Origin of the sequence: Pedococcus sp. 2YAF34, assembly GCF_052114585.1 — a bacterium.
In the GTDB taxonomy this organism is placed as follows: domain Bacteria; phylum Actinomycetota; class Actinomycetes; order Actinomycetales; family Dermatophilaceae; genus Pedococcus.
In genome coordinates this window covers 172,359-198,469 of the sequence record NZ_JBFRFA010000002.1, presented here as the reverse complement: position 1 = coordinate 198,469, position 26,111 = coordinate 172,359, and the positions used below count along the sequence as shown (strand labels likewise).

The following is a 26,111-nucleotide window of genomic DNA, read 5'->3' as shown; positions in this document are numbered from 1 at the left end:
ACAAGCCTAGGCGCTCGTTAGAGTGGCCGGGTGAGCTCCCCTGCGCGTGACCCCGAGCGGCTGGTTCCCAGCCGCCCGAGGCTGCCCGCGGTGGAGGAGCGCTCCGCCGGGGGCATCGTCGTCGACATCCACGACGGGGTCGCGCGGATCGCCGTCATCGCCCGCCGCAACCGGGCCGGCCGCGTCGAGTGGTGCCTGCCCAAGGGCCACCGGGAGGGTTCGGAGACCCTGCCCGAGACCGCCGCGCGGGAGGTCGCCGAGGAGACCGGTATCGAGGGCCGCGTGCTCACCGAGCTCGGCACCATCGACTACTGGTTCGCCACCCACGACCACCGCGTGCACAAGTTCGTCCACCACTACCTCCTCGAGGCCACCGGGGGCCGGCTCACCATCGACAACGACCCCGACCACGAGGCCATCGACGTCGCCTGGCTGCCCCTGCGCGAGGCCCACGAGCACCTCACCTTCCCCAACGAGCGCCGCATCGCCCGACAGGCCTGGCACCGTCTGGCCGGAGACGGGTGATGGCCCGGTCCCCCGTATGCCGCGTGATCGCCGCGGCAGTGCTCGTGCTGCCCGCGCTCGCGGCCGGCTCCGCGACCGGCTCGGTCCCGGGGGCGTCGGCCGACCCGGCGCCCACCGGCGGTGCCGCGGCCGCGCTGCCGGAGATCCGTCCCGCCGCCGACGCCGCCGGCACCACCCTGCAGCTCACCGGCCTGAGCCCTGCCGTCGTCACCCCGGGCGACACGCTGACCGTGAGCGGGACCATCCGCAACGACGGGACCAGGGCGCTGAGCCGACCCCTCGTGCGCATCGTCGCCGGCTCCTACCCCGCCGCCCCCAACGCCCGCCAGGCCGTCCGTGACTGGGCGGCCTCCACCGGCCCGGCGCAGGGCTCGGTCGTCGGCCAGGCGCGGCTGGCCGGCACCGTCGCGCCGGGCACGTCGGCGGCGTTCCGGGTCAAGGTCACCGGTCTCGCCGCGCTGCGCACCGAGGCGACGTACGGCGCGCTGCCCCTGAGCGTGGAGTCGGGGACCGCCGCGGTGCGCACGTTCGCCGGCTACCAGCGGATCAAGCAGTACCAGCCGATGTCGGTGGCGTTCGCGGTCCCGTTGACCCTCGACCCCGACCCCGACCTCTTCGGTGCCACCGGCGCCGCGCGTGAGACGGCCTGGGGCTCTGCCCTCGAGCCCTCGTCCCGGCTGAGCCGGGTGCTGGACGCCACCCAGGACGCCGCGGTGACCTGGGCCGTGGACCCGTCGCTCACCCCGAGCCTGCTGCCCGCCCCGTCCGACGTGGGGGCCACCGGCACCCGGGAGAACGCCCTGCGCACCGCCACCGAGCTGCGGATCACCTCGGCGTCGGCGCAGCACACGCCGTGGGTGCTGCCCGACACCGACGCAGACCTCGGTGCCGTTGCCGGCCAGGGCAGTGCCGAGGGCCTCTTCGAGTCGCTCATCGAGCGCTCCGCCGACGTGGCCGAGCAGCTGCACGGCCGCGCCGACATCGCCTGGCCCGCCGACGGCACCTACACCGTGCGGGCGGAGACCGGGCTGCGCCGGCTGTTCCGGGTGCCTGCGCTGGCCGCCCAGGTGGCCTCCACCAGCGCCCTGCCGCAGGGGCTCGCCGGCCAGACGCCGGGGGCGGCCCAGCGCAGCACCACCGGCCTTCCGCTGCTCGCCTACGACGACTCCCTGAGCACGCTGCTCGGGCACACGCGCTCCGCGCAGGAGGGCCTGCTGAGCACCCAGCAGTTCGTCGCGGAGTCGGCGGCCCTGCTCAACGAGCTCCCCGGCACCTCGGGCCGGGCCGTTTTCGTCACCGCACCGCGGTCGTTCAACCCCGATCCCGCCACGGCCAAGCGGTTCCTCGCGACCGTGTCCGCGATCCCGTGGCTGTCCCCCACCGCCACCGAGGCGGAGCTGGAGGCGGCGCGCCGTACCGCCCCCACACAGGCCGCCCCCGTCACCCGGCCCACCACGCCCGCGGAGGGTGCCACGCGGCCGGTGCTCACCGCCACGCGCATCAGCGACCTCGAGCGCACGTTGCGCACCGTGCGCGGCGTCGCCCAGATCCGCGACGACGGCGACCTCTTCGCCCGCACGTGGACCCGTGCCGCCGAGCAGCTCGCCTCGACCCGGTGGCGCTCGGCCCCCACCGCCTGGAACACCCTCAGCGGCCGCGTGACCACCGCCGCGCGCCAGACGACGACCGCCGTGAAGGTCAGTGCCGGCACCATCAACTTCCTCGCCGACTCCGGCCGCCTCCAGATCACCGTCACCAACGACCTCGACCTGCCGGTGGAGAACGTCAAGCTCACCGTGGAGGCGTCCAACCCGCGGCTGCGCATCGACAGCCAGCCCTCGGTGCTGCGCATCGGCCCGCACAGCCGGGCCACCGTCAGTGTCAGCGTCACCGCCCTGGCCGCCGGCCTCGTGCCGCTGCGCACCACCCTGACCACCCCCGACGGCACCGTGGTCGGGCAGGGCGCCGACGTGATGGTGCGCGTGACCCCCACCGGCAACTGGGTGTACGCCGCGCTGGGTGGCCTCGCGGCGCTCGTCCTTGCCCTCGGTATCGTGCGCACCGTCCGGCGCCGGCCGGGCCGCGACGACCACCCCACCCCCGACACCCACCCCGTGGAGGCTTCCGGATGAGCGACACCTCGCCGGAGGGGAGGGCCGAGGACGAAGCCGAGGCCCCCGAGGGCAGCCTCGCCCGGTCCAGCGCAGTGATGGCGGCCGGCACGATCGTGTCGCGCCTGCTCGGGTTCGCCCGGGCCGCGCTGCTCGCCTCGGCGGTCGGCATCGGCCTCGCCGCCGACACGTTCCAGGTGGCCAACACCCTGCCCAACCAGTTCTACCTGCTGCTCGCGGGCGGGGTGCTCAACGCCGTCCTGGTCCCGCAGATCACCAAGGCCTCGACCCACGCCGACGGCGGCGACCGGTTCGTCAACCGCCTCATCACCCTGTCGCTGGCCCTGCTGCTCGGCGCGACCCTGGTCGTCACCGCCGCCGCCCCGCTGCTGGTGCGGCTGTTCTCCCAGAACTGGAGCTCGACCGCCCTCGGGCTCGCCACCGCCTTCGCGCTCATCTGCCTGCCCCAGGTCTTCTTCTACGGGCTCTACACGCTGCTCGGCCAGGTCCTCAACGCGCGCGGCAAGTTCGCGGCCTACATGTGGGCTCCGGTGCTGGCCAACCTCGTCGCCATCGTCGGGCTCGTCTTCTTCCGCCTGGCCCACGCCAAGAACATCCCGGTCGCGGACTGGACCCCGTCCATGGTCTGGCTGCTCGCCGGCACGGCCACCCTCGGCGTGGTGGCCCAGGCCGTGGCGCTGTGGCTGCCGCTGCGCAGGATCGGGTTCCGGTACCGGCCCGTGTGGGGCTTCCGTGGCGTCGGCCTCGGTTCCGCCTCGCGCGTCGCGGTGTGGACGTTCGCCGCCGTCGCCGTGAGCCAGCTCGGGTTCATCGTGACGTCCAAGGTGATGACCCGCGCGGGAGACCTGCTCGACGAGCGCCACGAGGTCGGGGCCGGCATCGCGGCCTACGGCTTCGCCTTCCTGCTCTTCATGCTCCCCCACTCGCTGTTCACCGTCAGCCTCGTCACCGCCCTGTTCACGCGGCTGTCGCAGTCGGCGCACCGCGGCGACGACGCGGAGGTCGTCTCCGACCTCGGGCGCGGCCTGCGGATGCCGGCCGTCCTGCTCCTGCCCGCCACCGTGGCCGTGACCGTGCTCGGCCCCCAGGTCGCGCGGGTGGCCTTCCCCGGCAACTCCCACGAGCAGACCCTGGCCATCGCCGGTGTCATGGTCGCGATGATGACCGGGCTCGTGCCCTTCGGCTGGCTCTACCTCGTGCAGCGCGTCTTCTACGCCTACGAGGACGCGAAGACGCCGTTCCGCCTCCAGGTGCTCGTGACCGTCGTCGCCTCGGCCGTCAACCTCACGGCCCTGCTCGCGGCCCCGGGGCGCGCCGGCGTCATCGTCGGCCTGGGGCAGACCGTGAGCAACCTCGTCGCCGCGCTGGTGGGGTTCGCCCTGCTGCGCCGCCGGCTGGGCTCCCTGCACCTGTCCCCGGCCGTGCGCGTCTACGTGCGGCTCGCCGTGGCCTCCCTCGTCGCGGCCGTGCCGACCCTCGTCCTGCTCTGGCTGCTCGGCCGCCTGGGCGTCGAGGCCGAGCGCTGGTCGGGCGCCGCGGTCGAGCTCGCCCTCGGCGGCGCGGTCTTCGTGGCCGTCGCCCTCGGGGTGGCCCACGCCCTGCGCGTCGAGGAGGTCGGGCAGCTGCTGGACCCCGTGACGCGACGGCTGCGTCGTCGCCCGGCCTGAGGCCAGACCCTAGGATGACAGCGCAGCGCAGCGGCGACTCACCAGGAGGCAGTGTGCACGGGGTTGGGCCTTCGACGGTGCTGGGCGGCCGGTATGCCGTGCAGCGCCGGCTCGAGCAGCTGCCGAGGGCCGAGCGGTGGTCCGCGCACGACCTCACCCTCGAGCGCGACGTCGTCGTGGTCTGCTTCGGTGAGGACGAGGGCCACGCCGCCGCGACGCTCGACGCCGCACGCCGTGCAGCCGGCCTCGACAACCACCGCCTCGTGCGGGTATTGGACGTCGGCCGCTCCGAGGGCATCTCGTTCTTCGTCGAGGAGGCCATCCCCGAGGCCCACACCCTCGCCCAGGTCCTCGAGCAGGGCGGGCTGCCCGCCGAGGAGGCGCGCCGCATCGCCGGAGAGTCCGCCACCGGCCTCGAGGCCGCCCGGGCGCGCGGGCTGCACCACCTGCGCCTGACCCCCCACTCGGTCCTGCGCGCGTCCGACGGCACCATCAAGGTGCGCGGCGTCGCGACCGCCGCCGCGATGGCCTCCGAGGAGGACGTCCCCTCCGCCGAGGCCGCCCGGCTCGACGCCGTGGGCGTCGTCGCCATCACGTATGCCGCCCTGACCAGCCGCTGGCCCCTGCCCGGCGCCGTACCCGGCCTGGAGCAGGCCCCGCACGTGGTCGGTGGGGTCCCCGCCCCGTCGGAGATCGCGGCCGGCGTCCCGGGTGACCTCGACGCGCTGTGCCGCCTCACGCTCAACGACGACCAGGGCCCGCTCACCCCGGGCGACTTCGCCGCACAGATCGCGCCCTGGGCCCCGACCCAGGTCGTCGGGCTCGGGGGCAGCGCACCGCGGGAGGCCGACGACGGCCTCGCCCGCACGGTGGCGCTTCCCGTCGCCGACCTCGAGCGCAGCGGGCTGCGACCCGACCGAGGTGACAGCCAGGCATCCCCCTCCACGGCAGCAGCAGGTGCAGCGGCGCGTGCGGGCGCACCGTACGACCAGGCAACCCAGGTGGTCCCCGCCCCAGGCGGGGCCCCGGGTCCCGGTCACCCCACCCCGGGCACGGCACAGCCGGGCGAGGAGCACACCGAGGGCGGTGCGGGCGCTGGTGCCGCCGCCACGGCAGCCGCCGTCGGGACGGCCATCGGTGCCGCAGGGCACGCCGCCGGCCACGCCGCGGGGGCGGCCGCCCACCGCGTCGGGTCGTTCGCCAAGGCGGCCGCCGACAAGGCCGCCGAGCGCCGCGCCGCCCGCGAGGCCGCCGAGCGCCGCGCCGAGCAGCACCGGATCAGCCTCGACGAGGCGTTCGTCGACGGCGCCGACCCGCTCGACCCGCCGCTGCCGATGCTGCCGCCGGAGACGGCCGAGGCCCCGACCCGCGACCAGTCCAAGATCGTGCTGGCGATCATGGCGGCGTTCCTCGTGATCGTCACCGTGTTCGGTTTCTGGGGGGCCTCCCGGATCGGCTCGAAGTCCAACTTCGGCCTCGGCACCAACACCCCCCGCAACACGGTGACCGTCACGGCGCCCACGGCCACCGTGGCCCCGAGCTCCGGCACCAGCTCGCCGAGCTCGAGCGGCAGCGCCGGGGAGCCCTTCGCGATCCTCAGCGCCACCGGCTTCGACCCCGAGGGTGACAACGCGGAGCGCAACAGCGAGGCGCCGCGGGTCTTCGACGGCAAGCCCGACACGTTCTGGAGCTCCGAGGGCTACGCCAGCGCCAACCTCGGCGGCCTGAAGAAGGGGGTCGGTGTCCGCGTCGACCTCGGCCAGGTCCACAAGATCTCGCAGGTCGACCTGGTCCTGCCCGATGTCTCGGACGTCACCGTGTTCGTCGGCCAGGACCGCACCCGCGACAACACCACCGTCGTCGGCACCTCGCAGGGCAAGAAGGGGGAGATCTCGCTCAAGGCCGACAAGCCGGTCGACGGCCAGTACGTGTTCGTCTGGTTCACCTCGGTGTCGAAGGTGTCCGACGGCCGGTTCCGCGCCACGCTGGCCGAGGTCACCGTCCGATAGCCGTCCGCGGCGAGCAGGCGGCACACCCATGAACCCCCGGCCACTGCAGGAGCGTGACGACCGCGAGCTCGTCAGGCTGCACGTCGAGGGCGACCCCGATGCGTTCGGCGAGCTCTTCCGGCGCCACCGCGACCGCATGTGGGCGGTGGCCCTGCGCACCACCGGCAACCGCGAGCTCGCCTCCGACTGCGTCCAGGACGCCTTCATCTCGGCGTTCCGCCGCGCCGGCTCCTACCGCGGCGAGGCGGCGGTGACGACCTGGCTGCACCGCATCGTCGTCAACGCCTGCCTCGACCGCCTGCGCCGTGACAAGCCGACCTCCCAGCTGCCCGAGCGCGAGCTGTCCGACGGCCGGGACGCGCACTCCTCGGTGGACACCCGTCTCGACGTGCGGGAGGCGCTCGACCGGCTGCCGGAGGGCCAGCGCCTCGCCCTCGTCCTGGTCGACATGCACGGCCTGTCGGTCGCCGAGGCGGCGGCGGTGCTCGACGTGGCGGAGGGCACCGTGAAGTCGCGGTGCAGCCGCGGCCGAGAGGCTCTCGCGGCGATGCTGCGGGAACGATCGGGGCAGCCGTGACGTCCTACCCATGGAGCCACCGCCGAGCCCACCGGCCGGCCCCGTCCTCATCCCCCGTCCCGCCGAGGAGGTTGTCGTGGTGAGCACCCCGCCCGTGCCGCCTCGAGGACCCGACGACCCCGGGCGCGACCCCGACCTGGACGACCCCACGGGCGTCCGCGCCCTGCTGGCCGGCCTGGGGGACCCCGGTCCGATGCCCGCCGACCTCGTCGACCGCATCAACGCCTCGATCGCCGCGGAGCAGGCGGCCCGCGAGCGCGGTGACGCGACCGTGCTCCCCCTGCACCGGCGCCTGCCCGGGTGGCAGCGCTACGGCCTGGTCGCCGCAGCGGTCGCGGGTCTCGCCGTCGGCGTCCCCGCCCTGCTCGGCGCGGGGCCGCAGGACGTCATGGCCTCCCTCAGCCGCTCCTCCAACGACTCCGCGGGGGCGGCGAGCTCGGCACAGGAGCTCCAGCCGCCCATCGCCTCCTTCACCCCGCCCGTGCCCGGATCCTCCGGCACCGCCGGCTCGGGTGGTCGGGCGAGCAGCCCCGTCGGGCAGGTCACCATGCTGGCCACCGGCACCCGGTACACGGCCTCGCACCTCGCGGAGCAGGCCCGCACCACGATGCTCGGGCCGTTCGACGGGTCGTCGTCGAGCTCGATGACCGGCCCCGCGTCCGGTGCCCAGGACGCGGAGGACCTGCGCGAGTGCCTCACCGCGATGGGGGTCCCCGCGTGGATGCCGGCCGTCGGCGACGTGGCGACGTACGACGGCGGCAGGGCCGTCGTCGTCGTGGTCAGCAGCGACACCGGGCAGGACGTCTACGCCGTACCCACCTGGTGCGACGCCACGCACGCCCGGGCCCTCGCCGGCCCCGTGCCGATCCGCTGACCCGCACCGGCCTGCCGCACGCCGGTCCGGAACATCCAGGCCCTACGATCGGTTGCAGACATCAGCACCGTATGTAGCGGTGCACCGCCTTTCCGACCACAAGGGGCTGTAGCCGCGTGAGCACCACCGCACCTGCCGACATCCGCAGTCTGATCATCATCGGCTCCGGGCCGGCCGGGTACACCGCTGCCGTGTACGCCGCCCGGGCCAACCTCCAGCCGCTGCTCTTCGAGGGCGCCGTCACCGCTGGTGGCGCGCTGATGAACACCACCGAGGTCGAGAACTTCCCCGGCTTCCGCGACGGCATCATGGGGCCCGACCTCATGGACAACATGCGCGCGCAGGCCGAGCGGTTCGGCGCCGAGATCATCACCGACGACGTCGAGTCGGTCGACCTCGCGGGCGACGTCAAGACCGTGGTCGACGCCGAGGGCAACACCTACCGCGCCCGCGCGGTCATCCTCGCGATGGGCTCGGCCTACCGCGAGCTCGGGCTCCCCGACGAGAAGCGCCTCTCCGGGCACGGCGTGAGCTGGTGTGCGACCTGTGACGGCTTCTTCTTCCGCGACCAGGACATCGTGGTCGTCGGGGGCGGCGACTCCGCCGTCGAGGAGGCCACGTTCCTCACCAAGTTCGCCCGGACCGTGACCATCGTCCACCGCCGCGACGAGCTGCGCGCCTCCAAGATCATGGCCGAGCGCGCCCTGTCCAACGACAAGATCCGCTTCGCCTGGAACTCCGCCGTCGACGCCATCCACGGCGAGGACAAGCTCACCGGAGTCACGCTGCGCGACACGGTCACCGGCGAGACCCGCGAGCTGCCCGTCACGGGACTGTTCGTCGCCATCGGCCACGACCCGCGCAACGAGCTGGTCAAGGGTGTTGTCGACCTCGACGACGAGGGCTACGTGCTCGTCCAGGGCCGCAGCACCCTCACCAACCTGGCCGGTGTCTTCGCCGCCGGCGACCTGGTCGACCACACCTACCGCCAGGCCATCACCGCGGCCGGCTCCGGCTGTGCCGCGGCGCTGGACGCCGAGCGGTTCCTCGCCGACCTCGAGGCGGCCGGGGCGCCGTTCGAGGACGCGGCACCGCTGCAGGAGCCTGCCGGCATCTACTGAGCCCTGTCAGCCCCCGCTGCCACGCTGGCAGCACCCACTTCACCGCACCACTTCCCCAGCACCACCTCAACCAGCAGCACCACCGAAAGGAGCCCCCGAGTGGGAGCCATCAAGGACACCACGGACGCCACCTTCGAGGCGGACGTCCTCAAGAACGACAAGCCCGTCCTCGTCGACTTCTGGGCGCCCTGGTGCGGCCCGTGCCGTGCGGTCGCCCCCGTCCTGGAGGAGCTCGCCGCCGCGCACGCGGACAAGATCGACATCGTCAAGCTCAACACCGACGAGAACGTCCAGGTGAGCTCGCGCTACGGCATCACCGGCATCCCGACGCTCAACGTCTACGTCAACGGTGAGGTCGTCAAGACCCTCGTCGGCGCGATGCCCAAGCCCAAGCTCGTCCGCGAGCTGGCCGACTACCTCGGCTGACCGACTGGTCCATGCCGTGCGTGCCGGTCGTCCCTCGGGGCGGCCGGCACGCACGTATGAGCGCTGGGCCACCCCCATCCACCTGACGTGCTGCGGTTGGATGAACCGGGGAGCCTGACCTAGGCTCGTCCTCTGCACGCGCGCAGGGCCGCCGCGTGACAACCCCCTGACCTGCACGAACGTCCCTGTCCCCCTTGGAGGCTGCGTGTCCGACAGCAAGAACGGTCTGCTCGGCCTCGGCAGCCGCGGCGCCGCCGTCCTCGACGTGCGCACGCGCTTGGCTGCCCTCGCCTCGGACGACCTGCCAGAGCTGCGCGGACTGCTCGACGCCCCTGTGGACGACGCTGTGGACAACCCGCACGAGGTGTACGACGTGGCGCTCGAGCGTGCGGTGCGCGCCTTCCAGCAGCACAAGGGCCTCATCGTCGACGGGGTCGTCGGCGTCGAGACCTTCGGTGCCATCGACGGGGCCCGCTGGACCCTCGGTGACCGCATCCTCGTGCACACCCCGGGCCACCTGCAGCGCGGCGAGGACGTCGCCAGCCTCCAGGAGCGGCTCAACACCCTCGGCTTCGCCGCCGGCCGCGCCGACGGGCGCTTCGGCCCGGAGACCGAGCGGGCGGTGCGCGGCTTCCAGCGCGCCTACGGCCTGCCCGGAGACGGGTCGGTGGGCCCCGAGACGCTGCGCGCGTTCGAAGACCTGCGCCGTTCGGTGTCGGGCGGCTCGTCGACGGTGCTGCGCGAGCGTGAGCGCGTACGCCGCGCCGGCCACAACCTCAGCGGCCGCACCGTCGTGCTCGACCCCGGTCACGGCGGCAGCGACAGCGGTGCCGCAGCCCACGGCCTGGTCGAGTCCGACCTGGTCATGGACCTCGCCCGGAGGATCGAGGGGCGGCTCACCGCCATCGGTGTCGCGGTGGTCTACACCCGCACCCCGCACGGGAGCCCCAGCGAGGAGGAGCGGGCGGCCACCGCCAACGGCGCCGGCGCCGACCTGCTGCTCTCGCTGCACTGCGACTCCCACGACGCCGCCGACGCCAGCGGTGTCGCCACCTTCTTCTTCGGCCGCGACCGCCGGACCTCGTGGTCGGCGATCGGCGAGCACCTGGCCGACCTCGTGCTGCGCGAGATCGTCGCCCGCACCGGACTGGCCAACTGTCGCTCGCACGGACGGTCCTGGGCTCTGCTCCAGCAGACCACGATGCCCGCCGTGCGCATCGAGGCCGGGTACCTCTCCCACCCCGAGGACGCCGCGCGCCTGGCCGAGCCCGCCTTCCGCGACACCATCGCCGAGGCCGTCCTGGTCAGCCTGCAGCGCCTCTACCTCGGCGACGACGACACGGCCACGACCGGCGTCCTGCAGCTCGGTGACCTGCGGGCCTACCTCGCTGCGCACTCCTGAGGCTGCCCACTCCTGAGCCGCTGTCGCATGGGGCTTCCCTCCCTTCCGGAGGCAGGCGTGCCGTCACTCACGGCGTCGAATCACCATGCGGCGCAACGCTTTCCAGCATGTGAGCTGAGCCCTCGTGGCTGGTGGTCCCGACCGCGCTGACTGACGCCGCAGCGTCACGGAGCCCGATGTTTCACGGGAAACGTCGGGTCAGGCGCTGCGGTCGACGCCCAGCAGGTCGACGATGCGGTTGAGGTCCTCGACCGAGGCGAACTCCACCGTGAGCTTGCCCTTGCGCTGGCCCAGGGCGATGTTGACGCGGGTGTCGAAGCGGTCCGAGAGCCGAGCGGCCAGGTCGTCCAGCTGCGGGTGACGGTTGCCGGCCCGGGGCCGCCGCGGTGCCGGGCGCTCCTGGTCCCCGCCGAGCGCGACGATCTCCTCGACGCTGCGCACCGAGAGCCCCTCGGCCACGATCCGCTGGGCCAGGCGCTCCATGGCCGCCCCGTCCTCGAGGGACAGCAGGGCCCGCGCGTGACCGGCTGACAGGACGCCGGCTGCGACGCGACGGGCCACCAGCGGCGGGAGCTTGAGCAGTCGCAGGGTGTTGGAGATCTGCGGACGCGACCGGCCGATGCGGCCGGCGAGCTCGTCGTGCGTGCAGCCGAAGTCCTCGAGCAGCTGCTGGTAGGCCGCGGCCTCCTCGAGCGCGTTGAGCTGGCTGCGGTGGAGGTTCTCCAGGAGGGCGTCACGGAGGAGGTCATCGTCGTCGGTCTCCTTGACGATCGCGGGGATCGTCGACTTGCCCGCCTCCTGCGAGGCGCGCCACCGACGCTCACCCATGATGAGCTCGTACCGCACGCCTTCGGGCGCACTGTCGAGGTCATCAGGCCCCTGACCTGCGGGAATGGGGCGCACCACGATCGGCTGAAGCACCCCGATCTCGCGGATCGAGTGCACCAGCTCGGCCATATCGTCCTCGTCGAACACGGCCCGGGGCTGCTTCGGGTTGGGCCGGATCGACAAGATCGGCAGGTCGCCGTACGACGCACCGGGGACCGGGGCGAGCTCCTCGCGATCCGAGGCGGCTTCGTCATCGTCGGACCCGCCGGCGTCGACAGCGGCATTCGCGCCGTCCGCGCCGTCCGCGGTGACAGCGTCTGCTGCGGGAACCACCTGGGTTTCGCCGGTGCCGTCAGCGGGGATGTCGGCGGTGCTGTCGGCGGTGCCGTCGGCGTCAGCTGGCGGCTCTGGCGTAGCGGGGTGGATGCGCTGGTCTGGGAAGAACACGTCCACCGGACGACCCGACGCAGAGGTGGGGGCGTTGGGGATGAGGGCACCCAGGCCCCGGCCGAGGGCGCGGCGCTTCTCGCTCATGTGGTCGTCCTTCTCGTCTCTGCGCGGTCGGTGGTGGGGAAGGCTGGGCTGTTCAGGCGCCTGCAGGCGCGACGCCACGGTCGGCGAGCTCTGCGGCGGCACCGAGGTAGGACAGGGCGCCGCTGGAGTTCGGGTCGTAGGTCATCACGGTCTGGCCGTGGCTCGGCGCCTCGGAGATGCGCACCGAGCGAGGGACGGTGTTGCGCAGCACCTGCTCGGGGAAGTGGTTGCGCACCTCCTCGGCGACCTGCGCCGACAGGCGGGTGCGACCGTCGTACATCGTGAGCAGGATGGTGGACACGTGCAACGTCGGGTTGAGGTGGTTGCGGATCAGCTCGATATTCTTCAGGAGCTGGGACAGGCCCTCCAGCGCGTAGTACTCGCACTGGATCGGGATGAACACCTCCTGCGCCGCGACGAAGGCGTTGACGGTGAGCAGGCCCAGGCTCGGGGGGCAGTCGACCAGCACGTAGTCGGGGGCCGGCACGTCGGACGTCGCCGTGTGCTGCAGGTAGGCCGTGATCGCGCGCTGCAGCCGCGTCTCACGAGCCACCAACGACACCAGCTCGATCTCCGCGCCGGCCAGGTCGATCGTCGCCGGGGCGCACCACAGCCCGGGGATGTCCGGACACTCCTGCACCACGTCCGCCATGGGGGTGCCGTCCACGAGCACGTCGTAGATGCTCGGCACCTCCGCGTGGTGGTCGATCCCCAGGGCGGTGCTGGCGTTTCCCTGCGGGTCGATGTCGATGACCAGCACGGTGAGACCGGCTTGGGCCAGCGCCGCTGCCACGTTCACGGTGGTGGTCGTCTTGCCCACGCCACCCTTCTGGTTGGCCACGGTGAGCACCCGCGTCGCCGCCGGCTTGGGGAAGACCCGACCGGTCAGGGCGATGCGTTTCCGCGCGTCCTCCGCCACGGCGCGAGCCAAGGGAGTGTCATGGTCTGCAGTCGGCAGGGACGAGGCGAGCTCTTCGCGCTCCTCCGTTTCACGTGAAACGACCGCAGCGAGCGCATCATCCGCGGCGTCGACGTCGATGCTGTGACCATCGTGAGCATCGCGGTCGTCGTCGCCGTCGTGGTTGTCGTCGATGGCGACGTCAGGCGCAGTTTCACGTGAAACGGTCTCCGCCACCGGTTCGGGGCCGGGCCATCCCACCGGTGCCTGGGTGGTGCCGGGGCGACGGGGCCACCCCAGCCCCGGATGGATCTCCAGCGGGGCGGAAGTCACGCGGTCACCTCGTTGGCCATGGGCATCATCCAACCCTACGCGGACCATCCGTCACAAACCGGTGAGCACGCCGGAGCGGGCGAACCCGACTGCTGCTGGGCGGTGGTCAGCGTCGCTTCCGCCGGTCCTTCTGCTGACGGCCCACTCCTGCGCCAACGGCGATCTCCAGGGTCAGCGTGGCCACCTCGAGGAGGTCGGCTCCGTGCTGGCGGACGGTCGCGCCGGTCATCCCCAGTCGCCGCAGCACCGGCGTCGCCGCAGCGAGCTCCGCCTGCGCGCTGCTGCCCTTGAGGGCCACCAAGGTGCCGCCCTCAGTCAGGAGGGGGAACGTCCAGCGGGCCAGCTTGTCGATGCGAGCCACCGCGCGGGCAGTCGCCCAGGGCAGCCGCAGCACCCCGTCGAACTCCTCGGCCCGGCCCCGGTGCACCGTGCAGTTGTCCAGTCCCAGCTCCGCGATGGTGTCGCTGAGCCACGTGGTGCGGCGCAGCATGGGTTCGACGAGGTGGAGCTCGAGGTCTGGTCGGGCAATGGCGAGGGCGAGACCCGGAAGCCCGGCTCCCGAGCCGACGTCGACGACCGCGGCGCCATGGGGGAAGGAGTCCTGTGCCACGGCACAGTTCAGGATGTGGCGCTCCCACAGGATGGGTACCTCGCGCGGACCGATCAGCCCGTGCGAGACCCCCGTGTCGGCCAGGATCTCGGAGAACCGCTCGCCCAGTCCCAGTCGCGCACCGAAGACCGCGGCTGCGGCCGACGGGGCCACGGGTGCCGGTACGGGAGTCTGGGTGATGGGGCTGCCGGCGTCAGGGCTGCCGGCGTCGGGGCCGTCGGCGGGGAGGGTCATGGCCACCTCGGGGGTCGGTCACCGTCACGCGCTCTGCGCCGGCGTCTGCGGGAGATCAGCCTAGGGCCTCGTAGGCACGGCGCTGTACCCGACGACGACCGCCCTGACGAGCGATATGACGAAGGGCGCAGGACCAGTGGTCCTGCGCCCTTCGGGCTGACACCAGCAGGTGCCGTTTCACGTGAAACAGGTCAGGCGGGCAGCACCACGACGAAGCGACGCGGCTCCACGCCGTCGGACTCGGAGGAGAGGCCGGCGGCCAGCACCTCGTCGTGCACGACCTTGCGTTCGAAAGCGGTCATCGGCTCCAACGAGGCCTTCTCACCCGTGGCGCGCACATCGGCAATGGCCTTCTGCGCGATGGTGACCAGGGACGCGCGACGCTCGGCGCGGTGACCCGCGACATCCAGCATCAGGCGGGAGCGCTCACCGGTCGCCGACTGCACAGCGAGCCGGGTGAGCTCCTGCAGCGCGTCGAGCACCTTGCCGTCCTGGCCCACGAGGCGACGGGGCACCCGGCCCTCCTCGGAGTCGACGATGGACACGGCAGCACGATCGCCGTCCACGTCCACGTCGATGTCGCCGTCGAGGTCGGCGATGTCCAGCAGCGTCTCCAGGAAGTCGGCCGCCACCTCTCCCTCGCGCTCGAGGTCGGCGGTCTTGGCCGGTCGCCGGCGGGCGGCTCCCTCGCGGGGAGCGTCGGACCCTGCCTCGTCGCCGTCCGTGGCGAGGTCCGTGTCGAGGTCCTCGGCGTCGGCGTCGAGGGTCTCGGCGCCCATCGGCTCCGTGGCTGCGGCGTCCTCCTCGGTGTTGTCCACCGTCTCGGAGACGAGGGTGTCGTCGGTGGCGGCGGGCGTCGGCTCGCTGCTGGTCGGGGCGGCGTCGGCGATCTGGTCGCCGTCCACGGCGGTGTGGTGCTGCTCAGTCATGGTGATGGCTCTCAGTTGTCGGTCAGTTGTCGGTGGTCGACGTGGTCTCGGTGGCCGGGCGCGAGGTGGTCGAGCCGGAGGTGCTCGTCCGCGGCTTGGCCTGGCCGCCCTTCTTCTTCTTGTTGCGGGTGGGCTGCTGCCGCTGGCCTGTGGGCTTGGGTGCTTCCTCAGTGTCCGACTTGTCGCTCTTGTCCAGTCCCTTGACCGTGAACTCCTGGACCGGCTTCCCGCGCTTGGCCCGGCGCTGCTGCATGGCCTTCTCCGCCGGCGAGCCGGGCGCCGGCATGCGGCGGATCACGTAGAACTGCTGGCACATGGACCACACGTTGGTGGTGAGCCAGTAGAGCAGGACACCGATGGGGAAGTTGACGCCGGAGATCGCGAAGAACAGGGGCATCAGGTAGAGCAGCATCTTCTGCTGCTTGGCGAACGGGTTGTCGAGCGCCGACGCCGGCATGTTCTTCATCATCAGCTGGCGCTGGGTGGTGAACGTGCTGGCGGACATCAGGACGATGAGCAGGACCGTGACGATCTTGGTGGTCAGGGTGTCCGCGCCCATGAACTTGTCGGACAGCTGCGCCCCGAAGAGCGTGGACTGCTCGGCCTGGCCGGCGAGCGTCCGTGTGATCGGGCCGATCGGCGGCGTCTCCCCGGAGGCGATCTTCTGCAGGCCGTTGAGCACGCGGAAGAGGCCGAAGAAGAACGGGGACTGCAGCAGGATCGGCAGGCACGAGCTGAACGGGTTGGTCCCGGTCCGCTTGTACAGGTCCATCGTCTCCTGCGTCATGGCCTGACGGGAGTCGGGGTCGGTCTTGCCCTTGTACTTGGCCTGGATCTTCTGCATCTCGGGCTGGATGAGCTGCATCCGCCTCGAGGCGTGGATCTGCTTGACGAACAGCGGGATCATCGCTGCCCGCATGACGACGACGAGGCCGATGATGGACAGCACCCACGCGACACCGGACGCTCCGGGGATCCCGATCGCGGTGAACAGGGAGTGCCATCCCCACAGGATCCACGAGACGATCCATTCGAACGGGTAGATCAGGTCACTGAAGCTCATGCTGTCCTCAATCTGGTGGCGCGACGTCGGGGCGACGCCTCACCGGTGGTTCCGGTTGCACGGCGTACGCCGAGCGGCCGGGAGGGAGGTGGCCCTACCGCTGGTGGGCGGCCGGGGCGGGCGGTGCGGGGTGGGTCTGTGGGGTCGCCATGGTCGTGCTGTCGGAGGTGCTGTGCGGAGTGCGCTCCGGGACGTGGTCCACGCCGCCCGGGGTCCAGGGATGACACCTGCCCAACCGCTTCAGTGCCAGCCAGGTTCCCTTGACGGGACCGAAGCGGCGCAGGGCGGTCACGGCATACGCCGAGCAGGACGGGTAGTAACGGCAGGTCGGGGGCCGCATCGGGGACACGAAGCGCTGGTAGAGCACGATCGCGCCGATGACCGGGGCGGTGACCACCCGCCCCACCGCGCTCACGGCTGCCTCACCGGGACGGTGGAGGGCTGAGCTGCAGCCGCAAGGGCGCTCACCTTGGCGGTCACCCGCGGCAGGAGGCGGTCCAGCTCGATGGCCAGCTCGGCCGAGGTGGCCGACGCCGCGGTGGGGTTGGTCCGCACGACGACGTCGACCCCGTCCGGCACCTGGGCGATCCTCGCCGCGACCAGGGCCCGCAGGCGGCGCTTCGTGCGGTTGCGCACCACGGCGTTGCCCACCCGCTTGGAGACGACAAAACCGACCCGCGGCGGGAGTCCCGCACGCGCGTCGGTCTGGCCGGCGTGGACCACGATCAGCGTGGAGCCTGCTCGGGCTCCCCTGGGTCCCCTCAGGGCCGCCGCGAAGTCCGAGCTCGCACGGAGCCGGTGCCCCGCGGGCAGCACTGGGTTCGCCTCAGGCGGAGAGCTCGGAGCGGCCCTTGGCGCGACGAGCCGAGAGGATGGCGCGACCCGCACGGGTACGCATCCGCAGGCGGAAGCCGTGGGTCTTGGCCCGGCGGCGGTTGTTCGGCTGGAAAGTACGCTTGCTCACGAGGGATCTCCGTTACTGGTCAGGCGGGCGCCTGCTGAGTGCTGGTCTGCGGCCCCCCAGCCGCAATCGGAAACCCGCGACCGGGGCCACCGAGGTGGCATCCGGGGGATTCACGGGCATGCGAAAACGGCCGACAGGCCTGCTCCACGGTACGCGAGCGCCATCCACAGGGTCAAACCAGCGGGGGGCCCGTGGCGCAGGCAGGCGCGATACCCTCCACTAGCACCGCCTCGCGGCGCCCGCACGCCGGACACGCCGCCCGATGCGAAACATTTGGCAGTTCGGGACCCGATTTTCGGGGTTTGGCTTGCTCCACGGCACCTCGCCTTGTTAGCGTCCACCCTCGTCCCATTCCCATACCCACAGGTTGTGGATAAGTGTGTGGACAAGGCACCATGACCCTGCGACAGGGCAGCGACCGCGGACACCGTCGAAAGGGATGTGGGACCAGTGAGTGATGCCGATCTGGACTTTGCTCAGATCTGGCAGAACACCATCTCCACCCTCGACGCCGACGGGCTCCCCGCGCGTGAACGCGCCTTCCTCGCCCTGGCCCGCCTCTCCGGCCTCCTTGACGGCACCGCCCTGGTCAAGGTGCCCAACGACTACACCAAGGACGTCGTCGAGCAGCGGGTGCGCGACGCCGTGACCCGGGCGCTGTCCAGCCAGCTCGGCGAGCCCGTCCACCTCGCCGTGTCGGTCGACCCGTCGCTCGACGAGGACCACTACGCCGAGGACACGGTCGGCCTCGTCGAGGAGCCCCGCGGCACCGGCGGCCACGCCTTCGACGACACCGCCTTCTCGGTCGACCGCGACGGGCCGGCGCCCCTGGACCACTCGTCCGGCCACCCGGGCGGCCACTCGTCGAACCACTCGGGCACGGTCCCCGCCCCCCACCTGGCGCAGCCGCCGACCGCGCCCCCGCAGCGACGTCCCCGCGACGAGGTCCCGAGCATCACCGACGAGTCGGCCACCAGGCTGAACCCGAAGTACACCTTCGACACCTTCGTCATCGGGGCCAGCAACCGGTTCGCCCACGCGGCTGCGGTCGCGGTCGCCGAGGCGCCGGCCAAGGCGTACAACCCGCTGTTCGTCTACGGCGAGTCCGGACTGGGCAAGACCCACCTGCTGCACGCGATCGGGCACTACGCGCGCAACCTGTACCCGCACGTCAAGGTGCGCTACGTGAACTCCGAGGAGTTCACCAACGACTTCATCAACAGCATCCGCGACGACAAGGCGTCCAACTTCCAGCGCCGCTACCGCGACGTCGACGTGCTGCTCATCGACGACATCCAGTTCCTGCAGGGCAAGGTGCAGACGCAGGAGGAGTTCTTCCACACGTTCAACACCCTGCACAACGCCAACAAGCAGGTCGTCATCACCAGTGACCTGCCGCCCAAGCTGCTGTCCGGCTTCGAGGAGCGGATGCGCAGCCGGTTCGAGTGGGGTCTGCTCACCGACGTGCAGCCGCCCGACCTCGAGACCCGCATCGCCATCCTGCGCAAGAAGGCGATCCAGGAGCGGATGAGTGCCCCGGACGAGGTGCTGGAGTTCATCGCGAGCCGCATCTCGACCAACATCCGCGAGCTCGAGGGTGCGCTCATCCGCGTCACGGCGTTCGCGAGCCTCAACCGCCAGAGCGTCGACATGGGCCTGGCCGAGATCGTGCTCAAGGACCTCATCCCCAACGAGCAGGGCAGCCAGATCACCAGCGCGACGATCATGGCGCAGACGGCGGCGTACTTCGGCCTCACCATCGAGGACCTGTGCGGCACCTCCCGCTCCCGGGTGCTGGTGACGGCCCGCCAGATCGCGATGTACCTGTGCCGTGAGCTGACCGACCTGTCGCTGCCGAAGATCGGCCAGCAGTTCGGCGGCCGTGACCACACCACGGTGATGCACGCCGACAAGAAGATCCGCCAGCTCATGGCCGAGCGGCGTGCGATCTACAACCAGGTCACCGAGCTCACCAACCGGATCAAGCAGCAGTCCCGCTGACCGCCGGCGCGGGCTGTGATCAGTCGCGACGGGGTACGACCGGTGACGGCTGGTCGGCGCCGGCTCCTTGCGTCCTCGTGACGCAGACCCCCTACGCCGTTGTCCACAGGACCATCCACAGCTGTGCGTTCGCGTTCACCACTCTGTTACTCGACGGCCGCGGTGTCGGCCCGGTGCCGATTCGGACGGTACGCAGCACGACGGGGTCCGCGGCAGCGCACGGGCCTACGACGAATACGGACAATCGACGCACAACGCCCGTGGTCCACACCTGTGGACAACTCTGTGGGTATGTGCGCTGCGTCCACCGCCATCCCTCGAACGGATGATCTTTCTGCACACCCGTGGACAACCTGTGGACAACCCGTGCACGACACCCCGTCAGGATGGGGACGAGCTCGGCGTGTCGTGTGGAGCGCCTGTGGGCGCCCAGGCGCCGTCCACAGCGCGACGGGACGCTTCCCACGGCTCTTCCCCGCGTCGTGCACAGCCCTCCGAGTCCGCTGACCTGCACCGATGCGCGTGGTCCACAGGATCCACACCCCCTACAACGATGACTACCCCTCTCAACTCATGGATCCAGCCCCGAGGACCAACCCTGCCGACCGCCCTGCCTGAATGACACGAAATGACAGGCCGGCCAATCCGACGATCCGGGTTGGCCGCACCCACACCGGGCACTAGGGTCAGTCCGCAATCACATTTGTGGGGTTCGAGGACGCGGCACGGCCGCACGCGAAGGGCAGGTACGACGGTGAAGTTCCGGGTCGAACGTGAGGTCCTCGCCGACGCCGTGACCTGGGTGGCCCGTGGGCTGCCGGCACGTCCCCCGGTTCCCGTGCTGGCCGGAGTGCTCATCGTCGCCGACGAGGAGGGCACGCTGACCCTGTCTGCGTTCGACTACGAGGTCTCGGCCAAGATCACCGTCGCGGCCGACGTCGCCGAGGGCGGCACCGTCCTGGTGCTGGGTCGCCTGCTCGCCGACATCTCCCGCAACCTGCCCAACAAGCCCGTCGACGTCGCCACCGACGGCAACAAGGTCGCGGTCACCTGCGGGTCCTCGCGCTTCAGCCTCATGCAGATGCCGGCCGACGACTACCCCACGCTGCCCACCTCGCCCACCGCGACCGGCCACGTCGACGGTGCCCTGTTCACCCAGGCCGTCGCCCAGGTCTCCATCGCCGCCGACCGCGGCGACACCCTGCCGATCCTCACCGGCGTCCGGGTCGAGATCAACGGTGACACGATGACCCTGCTCGCGACCGACCGCTACCGCCTTGCGATGCGCGAGCTCAACTGGAACCCCAACGCCACCGACGCCACCCACCTGGCGCTGGTCCCGGCCCGCACGCTGTCCGAGACCGCCAAGGCGCTCGGCGCCTCCGGCTCGATCGAGGTCGCCCTCGGCTCGTCCGCCGGTGGTGACGGGCTCGTCGGCTTCGAGGCCGGCCAGCGTCGCACCACGACCCGGCTGCTCGACGGCGAGTACCCCAAGGTCACCTCGATCTTCCCCACCAGCGTCGACACCGAGGCGGTCATCAAGACCTCCGAGCTGGTCGAGGCGGTCAAGCGCGTGGCCCTGGTGGCCGAGCGCAACACCCCGGTGCGCCTGCGGTTCACCGACGGCCAGGTCGCGATCGAGGCCGGCACCGGCGACGACGCCCAAGCGTCCGAGGCCGTCGAGTCGACCCTCACCGGGCCCGAGATCGAGATCGCGTTCAACCCCCAGTTCCTCCTCGACGGCCTCGGCGCAGTCGGCACCGAGTACTCGCGGCTGTCGTTCACCCAGCCCTCCCGGCCGGCCGTGCTCTCGGGCCAGGCCGAGCAGGACGGCGAGGCCGACACCTCCTACCGCTACGTGCTCATGCCGGTTCGCTTCGCGAGCTGACCACAGGCGGGCGTAGCCTGAGCCTGCGCCCGGCGAGGTCTGCCGCGCGCACGGTTGTCGTCGCGGTGATGCCGGACGGCCCCGGCCCACCCCCTGCGGGATCCCCCCACGAAAGGCGTCGTCACATGCAGCTCGGTCTGATCGGCCTCGGCAAGATGGGCGGCAACATGCGCGAGCGCATCCGCCGCGCGGGCCACGAGGTGGTGGGCTTCGACAACAACCCCGCCGTCTCCGACGTCAAGACCCTCGCCGCGCTGGTCAAGAAGCTCGACGCCCCCCGGACCGTCTGGGTCATGGTCCCGTCGGGCCAGCCGACGCGCGCCACGGTGGCCAAGCTGGCCGAGCTCCTCGACAAGGGCGACATGGTGATCGACGGCGGCAACAGCCGCTTCACCGACGACTTCGAGAACGAGGCGCTGCTCAGGACCAAGGGCATCGGCTACCTCGACTGCGGTGTCAGCGGCGGCATCTGGGGCCTGGAGAACGGCTACGGCCTCATGGTCGGCGGGTCCGCGGCCAACGTGAAGAAGGCCATGCCGATCTTCGACGCGCTGCGCCCCGAGGGTCCGCGCGAGGAGGGCTTCGTCCACGCGGGCAAGGTCGGCGCCGGCCACTACACGAAGATGGTCCACAACGGCATCGAGTACGGCCTCATGGCGGCCTACGCCGAGGGGTACGAGTTGCTCGAGGCCAAGGACATCGTCACCGACGTGCCGGGTGCGTTCAAGGCCTGGACCCGCGGCACCGTCGTGCGCTCCTGGCTGCTCGACCTGCTGGTCGACGCGCTGGAGAAGAACCCGCACCTCGAGGACGTCTCCGGCTACACCGTCGACTCCGGTGAGGGCCGCTGGACCGTCGAGGAGGCCATCGCCAACTCGGTGCCGATGCCCGTCATCTCGGCGTCGCTGTTCTCCCGGTTCGCCTCGCGCCAGCAGGAGTCCCCCACGATGCAGGCCGTCGCCGCGCTGCGTGGCGGCTTCGGCGGCCACCAGGTGATGTCGGTCGCCGAGGGCGAGAAGCTGCGCGCCGAGGGTGCCCCCAAGCACGAGAAGGCCGTGGCCGCCAAGGTCACGCCCAAGGAGAAGCCCACCAAGAGCGCGGCGAAGGCTACCGCCAAGGGTCGCAAGGCCGCCTCGGCCGGTCCGTCCTCCGGCACCGGCTCCACCGGTGGCTCGGGCGCGACCTCGGGGTCGGGGTCGACCCGCAAGCGCGCGAAGTGACCGCCGGCCCCGGCGCCGGCTGAACGGCAGGGTCAGTGCACGTCCGTCACCTGACCGTCTCCGACTTCCGCAGCTACCCGGCGGCCGAGCTGCCGCTCGAGCCCGGGGTGACGACGCTGGTCGGGCTCAACGGCCAGGGCAAGACCAACCTCGTCGAGGCGATCGGCTACCTCGCCACGCTCTCGAGCCACCGGGTCGCCACCGACCAGCCGCTGGTGCGGTTCGGAGCCGAGCAGGCGGTGATCCGGGGCGCGGTGGTGCGCGACGGCCGCGAGACCCTCGTCGAGCTCGAGATCAACCCCGGCCGGGCCAACCGGGCGAGGCTGGGCCGGGCCCCCGCCGGGCGGCCCCGCGACGTGCTCGGCACCCTGCGGACCGTCCTCTTCGCTCCCGAGGACCTCGCCCTGGTCAAGGGCGACCCCTCCGAGCGACGCAAGTTCCTCGACGACCTGCTCGTGTCGAGGCAGCCCCGCTGGGCCAGCGTGCGCGGCGACTACGACAAGGTCCTCAAGCAGCGCAACGCCCTGCTCAAGTCGGCCGCGCCCGTGCTCCGGCGCGGCCAGCGCCGTCCGGCACGACCGTCGGACGAGCCGGTCGAGGACGCTCGCGCCTCGGCGCTGCACACCCTCGACATCTGGAACGAGCACCTCGCCTCCGTCGGGTCGCAGCTGCTCTACGCGCGGCTGCGGCTGCTGCGTGACCTCGGGCCCTACCTCGCCAAGGCGTATGACGAGGTCAGCGCCGGGCAGTCCGACGCGCGGGTGTCCTACAAGAGCTCGCTGCGCGAGGCGGCGTCCGCGTCCATCGCCGCGGGTGAGGTGCCGGACATCGACCAGCTCCGGACCGAGATCCTGGCCACCCTCGCCGAGCTGCGTGACCGCGAGATCGAGCGCGGCATGTCGCTGGCCGGTCCCCACCGCGACGACCTCGTGCTGTCCCTCAGCGACCTGCCGGCCAAGGGCTATGCCAGCCACGGCGAGAGCTGGTCGTTCGCGCTGGGACTCAAGCTCGCGGCGTACCAGCTGCTGCGGCACGACCTCGGCGACGACCCCGTGCTCATCCTCGACGACGTCTTCGCCGAGCTCGACTCGGGCCGCCGCGAGCGGCTCGCCGCGATGGTGGCCGACTGCGAGCAGGTCCTCATCACCGCGGCGGTCGACGCCGACGTGCCGACCACGCTGACCGGGCGCACGTATGCCGTGAGCCTGGGTGAGGTGGCGCTGCGTGGCTGACGAGCGCGACGAGGGTCCCGAGGCCGGGCTCCCCAGCGACGAGGAGGGCGCCACCGACGACACGTCCGAGGACTCGTCCGCGCTCTCGCCGGGGGGATCGCCGGACGTCTCGGTCGACGAGCTGGTGGCTGCGGCGGAGGACGCGGCGGCTGCCGCGCTGCAGAGGGCGCGGGCCGCTGCGCGCGAGAAGGGGCTGCGCCCGGGCCTGAAGCCGATGCGCCGGCGACGGCCGGGTGAGCCGGCGAAGGTCCGCCGCGACGGCCGTGACCCGCTGCTGCTCGGCGACCAGCTCGACCGGCTGCTCAGCGACCGCGGCTGGAAGGTCGACGTCGCGGTCGGCTCGGTCATGGGCCGGTGGGCGCAGATCGTCGGTGACGAGGTGGCCCAGCACTGCACGCCGGTGACGTTCGAGCTGGGCGTGCTGACCGTGCGGGCGGACTCCACCGCCTGGACCACGCAGCTGCGCCTGCTGGAGGCCTCGATCATGGGCCGCCTGGAGAACGAGGTGGGCAAGGGCACCGTCGCTTCGCTCAAGATCGTCGGACCGAGCGCGCCCTCGTGGTCCAAGGGCCCGCGGCGCAGCCAGGGCCCCGGCCCGCGCGACACCTACGGCTGACCGGCTGCCGGTGAGCAGTCGGCCGGTGCCGACCGGCCGCTGTCCCTAGGATCGAGGGATGACGGCCGACGACGACCGCTCGCTGACCCGCGACCACTTCGACCACGTGGTCCGCGTGACCACGCGGTGGTCGGACAACGACATGTACGGCCACCTCAACAACGCCGTCTACTACGAGCTGTTCGACTCGGCCATCAACGGCTGGCTCATCACCGGGGCCCAGGTCGACGTCCTGGCGCTGCCGGAGCTGGGGGTTGTCGCCGAGTCGGGCTGCCGCTTCTTCCGCGAGCTGGAGTACCCGCACGCGCTGGACGTCGGGGTGCGCGTCGAACGGCTGGGCCGCAGCAGCATCACCTACGCACTGGGCCTGTTCGCCGCCGACACCGAGCAGGTGGCGGCCCTCGGGCACTGGGTCCACGTCTACATCGACCGCACGACCCGGGGGACGGTCCCGATCCCGACCGCGGTGCGTGAGCTGCTCGAGAACGCCCTGCAGGGCCGCGGGTGAGGATCACCGGTGCCGTCCTCGAGGAGGTCGGCCGGCCCGGGCCCTGGGCGACCACCCGCCCGCTGACGGTGGGTGGGCTCGACCTGGCGCAGCCCGGTCCGGGTGAGGTCCTCGTGGCCGTCGAGGCGGCCGGGGTGTGCCACTCCGACCTCTCGGTGGTCGACGGCAACCGGCCGCGCCCCGTCCCGATGCTGCTCGGCCACGAGGCGGCCGGCCGGGTGCTCGAGCTCGGCCCAGGGGTCACCGACCTGGCCCTGGGCAGTCGCGTGGTCATGACCTTCCTGCCCCGGTGCGGCGAGTGCGCGAACTGCGCCACGGGCGGCCGGGTGCCCTGCGCCGCCGGCTCGGCGAGCAACTCCGCGGGCGAGCTGCTCGGCGGCGGCCGACGCCTCTCCCGGGACGGCTCCCCCGTGCACCACCACCTCGGCGTGTCCGGGTTCGCCACCCACGCGGTGGTCGACACGCGTTCGGTCGTGGCCGTGCCCGACGACGTCCCCCCGGACGTCGCGGCCGTGCTCGGCTGCGCCGTGCTCACCGGCGGTGGCGCCCTGCTCAACGCCGCTCCCCCGGCACCCGGGGAGTCCGTGCTGGTCGTGGGGCTCGGCGGCGTGGGTATGGCGGCGCTGCTCACCGCCGTTGCACTGGGCACGGGTCCGGTGACCGCCGTCGACGGTGTCGCCGCCAAGCGTGAGCTCGCCCTGGAGCTCGGGGCCGCGCAGGCGCTCGACCCCGCACAGCTCGCCGCCACCGGCCTGCGGGCCGAGGTCGTCGTCGAGGCGGCCGGCAGCGCGCCTGCCTTCGAGGCGGCCCTCGCGGCGACGGCCCCGGGTGGTCGCACGGTGACGGTGGGGCTGCCGCACCCCGACGCCCGCGCCAGCGTCTCGCCGCTGCAGCTCGTCGCCGAGGCCCGGACGGTCATCGGCAGCTACCTCGGGTCGGCCGTGCCGGCGCGCGACATCCCCGTCCTGGCGCAGTGGTGGCGCGAGGGGCGGCTCCCGGTCGAGGCGCTGGTCTCCTCGCGCATCGCCCTCGACGACCTCAACCACGCGATGGACGAGCTGGCTGCCGGCCGCGCCGTACGCCAGGTCGTCGAGCTGTGACGCGGGAGGTGGGTGGCTCTGCCGGCCTGCGCCTCCGCCTGCGGCGCACCGGTGGCCTGGCTGGCGCACCCCTGACCAGGACCGTCGACGTGGCCGAGCTGCCCGACAGTGACGCCGAGCAGTGGTGCGCGATCCTGGCCGGCGACGGTCCGCGCGGGCTGCAGCCGGTGGTCCCGGGGCGCACCGTCCCGGACGCGTACACCTACCACCTGGCTTCCCCACCCAAGGGCGAGGAGGTCATTCTCGCCGAGCATGACCTGCCCGGGCCGGTGCGTGACCTGTTCGAGCGGACCCTCTCGGAGTGAGCCCCCAGACCCGGTCGCCAAACGCGAGAATCCCGCGCTGAGGGGCGGGGTGACGTATGGGGAGTCGGACAGGGGGACTTTTTTGGCTCGGATCCCGGCTCACGGGCCTCCAGAG

The 26,111-nt window shown here is 72.2% G+C and carries 25 protein-coding genes; 17 read left to right on the top strand and 8 right to left on the bottom strand.

The genetic code is table 11. From position 1 onward, the window contains the following. The first annotated feature begins 30 nt into the window (after positions 1 to 30). The 9 genes from AB4Z02_RS02265 to AB4Z02_RS02225 all read left to right on the top strand — a co-directional run bounded on the left by AB4Z02_RS02265 (position 31) and on the right by AB4Z02_RS02225 (position 10,733). Entirely contained in the window at positions 31 to 525 is a 495-nt protein-coding gene (locus AB4Z02_RS02265) for an NUDIX hydrolase (RefSeq protein ID WP_056882782.1), read from the top strand. Positions 526 to 548: 23 nt separating this feature from the next. Next, positions 549 to 2,657: a DUF6049 family protein gene (locus AB4Z02_RS02260; RefSeq protein ID WP_441968991.1), complete on the top strand. Its 2,109-nt coding sequence runs from the start codon at positions 549 to 551 to the stop codon at positions 2,655 to 2,657. Next, entirely contained in the window at positions 2,654 to 4,324 is a 1,671-nt protein-coding gene (gene murJ, locus AB4Z02_RS02255) for a murein biosynthesis integral membrane protein MurJ (RefSeq protein WP_441968989.1), read from the top strand. The genes AB4Z02_RS02260 and murJ overlap by 4 nt, the downstream gene beginning before the upstream one ends. A 53-nt stretch (positions 4,325 to 4,377) precedes the next feature. Then, positions 4,378 to 6,333: a protein kinase family protein gene (locus AB4Z02_RS02250; RefSeq protein WP_441968987.1), complete on the top strand. Its 1,956-nt coding sequence runs from the start codon at positions 4,378 to 4,380 to the stop codon at positions 6,331 to 6,333. A gap of 28 nt (positions 6,334 to 6,361) precedes the next feature. Next, positions 6,362 to 6,910, top strand: coding sequence for an RNA polymerase sigma factor SigM (gene sigM, locus AB4Z02_RS02245; RefSeq protein ID WP_056882786.1), 549 nt, complete (start codon positions 6,362 to 6,364; stop codon positions 6,908 to 6,910). 79 nt (positions 6,911 to 6,989) lie between these two features. Next, positions 6,990 to 7,784, top strand: a complete 795-nt coding sequence (locus AB4Z02_RS02240) for a hypothetical protein (RefSeq protein ID WP_441968985.1) — start codon at positions 6,990 to 6,992, stop codon at positions 7,782 to 7,784. Positions 7,785 to 7,900: 116 nt separating this feature from the next. After that, complete coding sequence (gene trxB / locus AB4Z02_RS02235) at positions 7,901 to 8,905, top strand: thioredoxin-disulfide reductase (RefSeq protein WP_056882788.1); 1,005 nt, start codon at positions 7,901 to 7,903, stop codon at positions 8,903 to 8,905. A gap of 99 nt (positions 8,906 to 9,004) precedes the next feature. Continuing rightward, positions 9,005 to 9,331 carry a thioredoxin gene (trxA, locus tag AB4Z02_RS02230; protein ID WP_056882789.1) on the top strand — a complete coding sequence of 109 codons (327 nt, stop codon included), beginning with the start codon at positions 9,005 to 9,007 and terminating at the stop codon, positions 9,329 to 9,331. 205 nt (positions 9,332 to 9,536) lie between these two features. Next, positions 9,537 to 10,733: an N-acetylmuramoyl-L-alanine amidase gene (locus AB4Z02_RS02225; RefSeq protein ID WP_441968982.1), complete on the top strand. Its 1,197-nt coding sequence runs from the start codon at positions 9,537 to 9,539 to the stop codon at positions 10,731 to 10,733. A gap of 198 nt (positions 10,734 to 10,931) precedes the next feature. Here AB4Z02_RS02225 and AB4Z02_RS02220 read toward each other — a convergent pair whose 3' ends face one another. The 8 genes from AB4Z02_RS02220 to rpmH all read right to left on the bottom strand — a co-directional run bounded on the left by AB4Z02_RS02220 (position 10,932) and on the right by rpmH (position 17,126). Then, positions 10,932 to 12,095: a ParB/RepB/Spo0J family partition protein gene (locus AB4Z02_RS02220; protein WP_441968980.1), complete on the bottom strand. Its 1,164-nt coding sequence runs from the start codon at positions 12,093 to 12,095 to the stop codon at positions 10,932 to 10,934. A gap of 52 nt (positions 12,096 to 12,147) precedes the next feature. Then, entirely contained in the window at positions 12,148 to 13,326 is a 1,179-nt protein-coding gene (locus AB4Z02_RS02215) for a ParA family protein (protein WP_441968978.1), read from the bottom strand. 106 nt (positions 13,327 to 13,432) lie between these two features. Then, entirely contained in the window at positions 13,433 to 14,170 is a 738-nt protein-coding gene (gene rsmG / locus AB4Z02_RS02210; RefSeq protein ID WP_441968976.1) for a 16S rRNA (guanine(527)-N(7))-methyltransferase RsmG, read from the bottom strand. A gap of 191 nt (positions 14,171 to 14,361) precedes the next feature. After that, positions 14,362 to 15,099, bottom strand: a complete 738-nt coding sequence (locus AB4Z02_RS02205; protein ID WP_441968974.1) for a Jag family protein — start codon at positions 15,097 to 15,099, stop codon at positions 14,362 to 14,364. Between the two features lie 22 nt (positions 15,100 to 15,121). After that, positions 15,122 to 16,162 (bottom strand): membrane protein insertase YidC, encoded by a 1,041-nt coding sequence (gene yidC, locus AB4Z02_RS02200; protein ID WP_056882791.1) that lies wholly within the window; start codon positions 16,160 to 16,162, stop codon positions 15,122 to 15,124. A gap of 94 nt (positions 16,163 to 16,256) precedes the next feature. Further along, positions 16,257 to 16,577 (bottom strand): membrane protein insertion efficiency factor YidD, encoded by a 321-nt coding sequence (gene yidD, locus AB4Z02_RS02195; RefSeq protein ID WP_441968972.1) that lies wholly within the window; start codon positions 16,575 to 16,577, stop codon positions 16,257 to 16,259. After that, positions 16,574 to 16,978, bottom strand: coding sequence for a ribonuclease P protein component (gene rnpA / locus AB4Z02_RS02190; RefSeq protein WP_056882793.1), 405 nt, complete (start codon positions 16,976 to 16,978; stop codon positions 16,574 to 16,576). The genes yidD and rnpA overlap by 4 nt, the downstream gene beginning before the upstream one ends. Positions 16,979 to 16,988: 10 nt before the next feature. Further along, positions 16,989 to 17,126 (bottom strand): 50S ribosomal protein L34, encoded by a 138-nt coding sequence (gene rpmH, locus AB4Z02_RS02185; protein WP_056882794.1) that lies wholly within the window; start codon positions 17,124 to 17,126, stop codon positions 16,989 to 16,991. Positions 17,127 to 17,576: 450 nt separating this feature from the next. Between rpmH and dnaA the strand changes: the two genes are divergently transcribed. From dnaA to AB4Z02_RS02145, 8 genes are all read left to right on the top strand, one after another. Beyond that, the gene (dnaA, locus tag AB4Z02_RS02180) at positions 17,577 to 19,127 is read left to right on the top strand and encodes a chromosomal replication initiator protein DnaA (RefSeq protein ID WP_441968969.1); all 1,551 of its coding nucleotides are present in this window, start codon (positions 17,577 to 17,579) and stop codon (positions 19,125 to 19,127) included. A 754-nt stretch (positions 19,128 to 19,881) separates the two neighbouring features. Beyond that, positions 19,882 to 21,015 carry a DNA polymerase III subunit beta gene (gene dnaN, locus AB4Z02_RS02175; RefSeq protein ID WP_441968967.1) on the top strand — a complete coding sequence of 378 codons (1,134 nt, stop codon included), beginning with the start codon at positions 19,882 to 19,884 and terminating at the stop codon, positions 21,013 to 21,015. A 125-nt stretch (positions 21,016 to 21,140) separates the two neighbouring features. Beyond that, positions 21,141 to 22,235, top strand: a complete 1,095-nt coding sequence (gene gnd, locus AB4Z02_RS02170) for a phosphogluconate dehydrogenase (NAD(+)-dependent, decarboxylating) (RefSeq protein ID WP_441968965.1) — start codon at positions 21,141 to 21,143, stop codon at positions 22,233 to 22,235. Between the two features lie 35 nt (positions 22,236 to 22,270). Beyond that, positions 22,271 to 23,467, top strand: coding sequence for a DNA replication/repair protein RecF (recF, locus tag AB4Z02_RS02165; protein WP_441968963.1), 1,197 nt, complete (start codon positions 22,271 to 22,273; stop codon positions 23,465 to 23,467). 121 nt (positions 23,468 to 23,588) lie between these two features. Further along, positions 23,589 to 24,083: a DUF721 domain-containing protein gene (locus AB4Z02_RS02160; protein ID WP_441969015.1), complete on the top strand. Its 495-nt coding sequence runs from the start codon at positions 23,589 to 23,591 to the stop codon at positions 24,081 to 24,083. A gap of 58 nt (positions 24,084 to 24,141) precedes the next feature. After that, positions 24,142 to 24,591 carry an acyl-CoA thioesterase gene (locus AB4Z02_RS02155; RefSeq protein ID WP_441968961.1) on the top strand — a complete coding sequence of 150 codons (450 nt, stop codon included), beginning with the start codon at positions 24,142 to 24,144 and terminating at the stop codon, positions 24,589 to 24,591. Continuing rightward, positions 24,588 to 25,691: an alcohol dehydrogenase catalytic domain-containing protein gene (locus tag AB4Z02_RS02150; RefSeq protein WP_441968959.1), complete on the top strand. Its 1,104-nt coding sequence runs from the start codon at positions 24,588 to 24,590 to the stop codon at positions 25,689 to 25,691. The genes AB4Z02_RS02155 and AB4Z02_RS02150 overlap by 4 nt, the downstream gene beginning before the upstream one ends. Then, positions 25,688 to 25,996 carry a protealysin inhibitor emfourin gene (locus tag AB4Z02_RS02145; RefSeq protein WP_441968957.1) on the top strand — a complete coding sequence of 103 codons (309 nt, stop codon included), beginning with the start codon at positions 25,688 to 25,690 and terminating at the stop codon, positions 25,994 to 25,996. Before AB4Z02_RS02150 ends, AB4Z02_RS02145 begins: the two co-directional genes overlap by 4 nt. Positions 25,997 to 26,111 lie beyond the last annotated feature (115 nt).

Coding starts and splice junctions, on each gene's coding strand:
- rsmG (WP_441968976.1), bottom strand. CDS start 14,170: ATGACCCTCCCCGCCGACGGCCCCGACGCCGGCAGCCCTGACGCCGGC.
- murJ (WP_441968989.1), top strand. CDS start 2,654: ATGAGCGACACCTCGCCGGAGGGGAGGGCCGAGGACGAAGCCGAGGCC.
- AB4Z02_RS02155 (WP_441968961.1), top strand. CDS start 24,142: ATGACGGCCGACGACGACCGCTCGCTGACCCGCGACCACTTCGACCAC.
- AB4Z02_RS02205 (WP_441968974.1), bottom strand. CDS start 15,099: ATGACTGAGCAGCACCACACCGCCGTGGACGGCGACCAGATCGCCGAC.
- yidC (WP_056882791.1), bottom strand. CDS start 16,162: ATGAGCTTCAGTGACCTGATCTACCCGTTCGAATGGATCGTCTCGTGG.
- gnd (WP_441968965.1), top strand. CDS start 21,141: ATGCAGCTCGGTCTGATCGGCCTCGGCAAGATGGGCGGCAACATGCGC.
- sigM (WP_056882786.1), top strand. CDS start 6,362: ATGAACCCCCGGCCACTGCAGGAGCGTGACGACCGCGAGCTCGTCAGG.
- AB4Z02_RS02220 (WP_441968980.1), bottom strand. CDS start 12,095: ATGAGCGAGAAGCGCCGCGCCCTCGGCCGGGGCCTGGGTGCCCTCATC.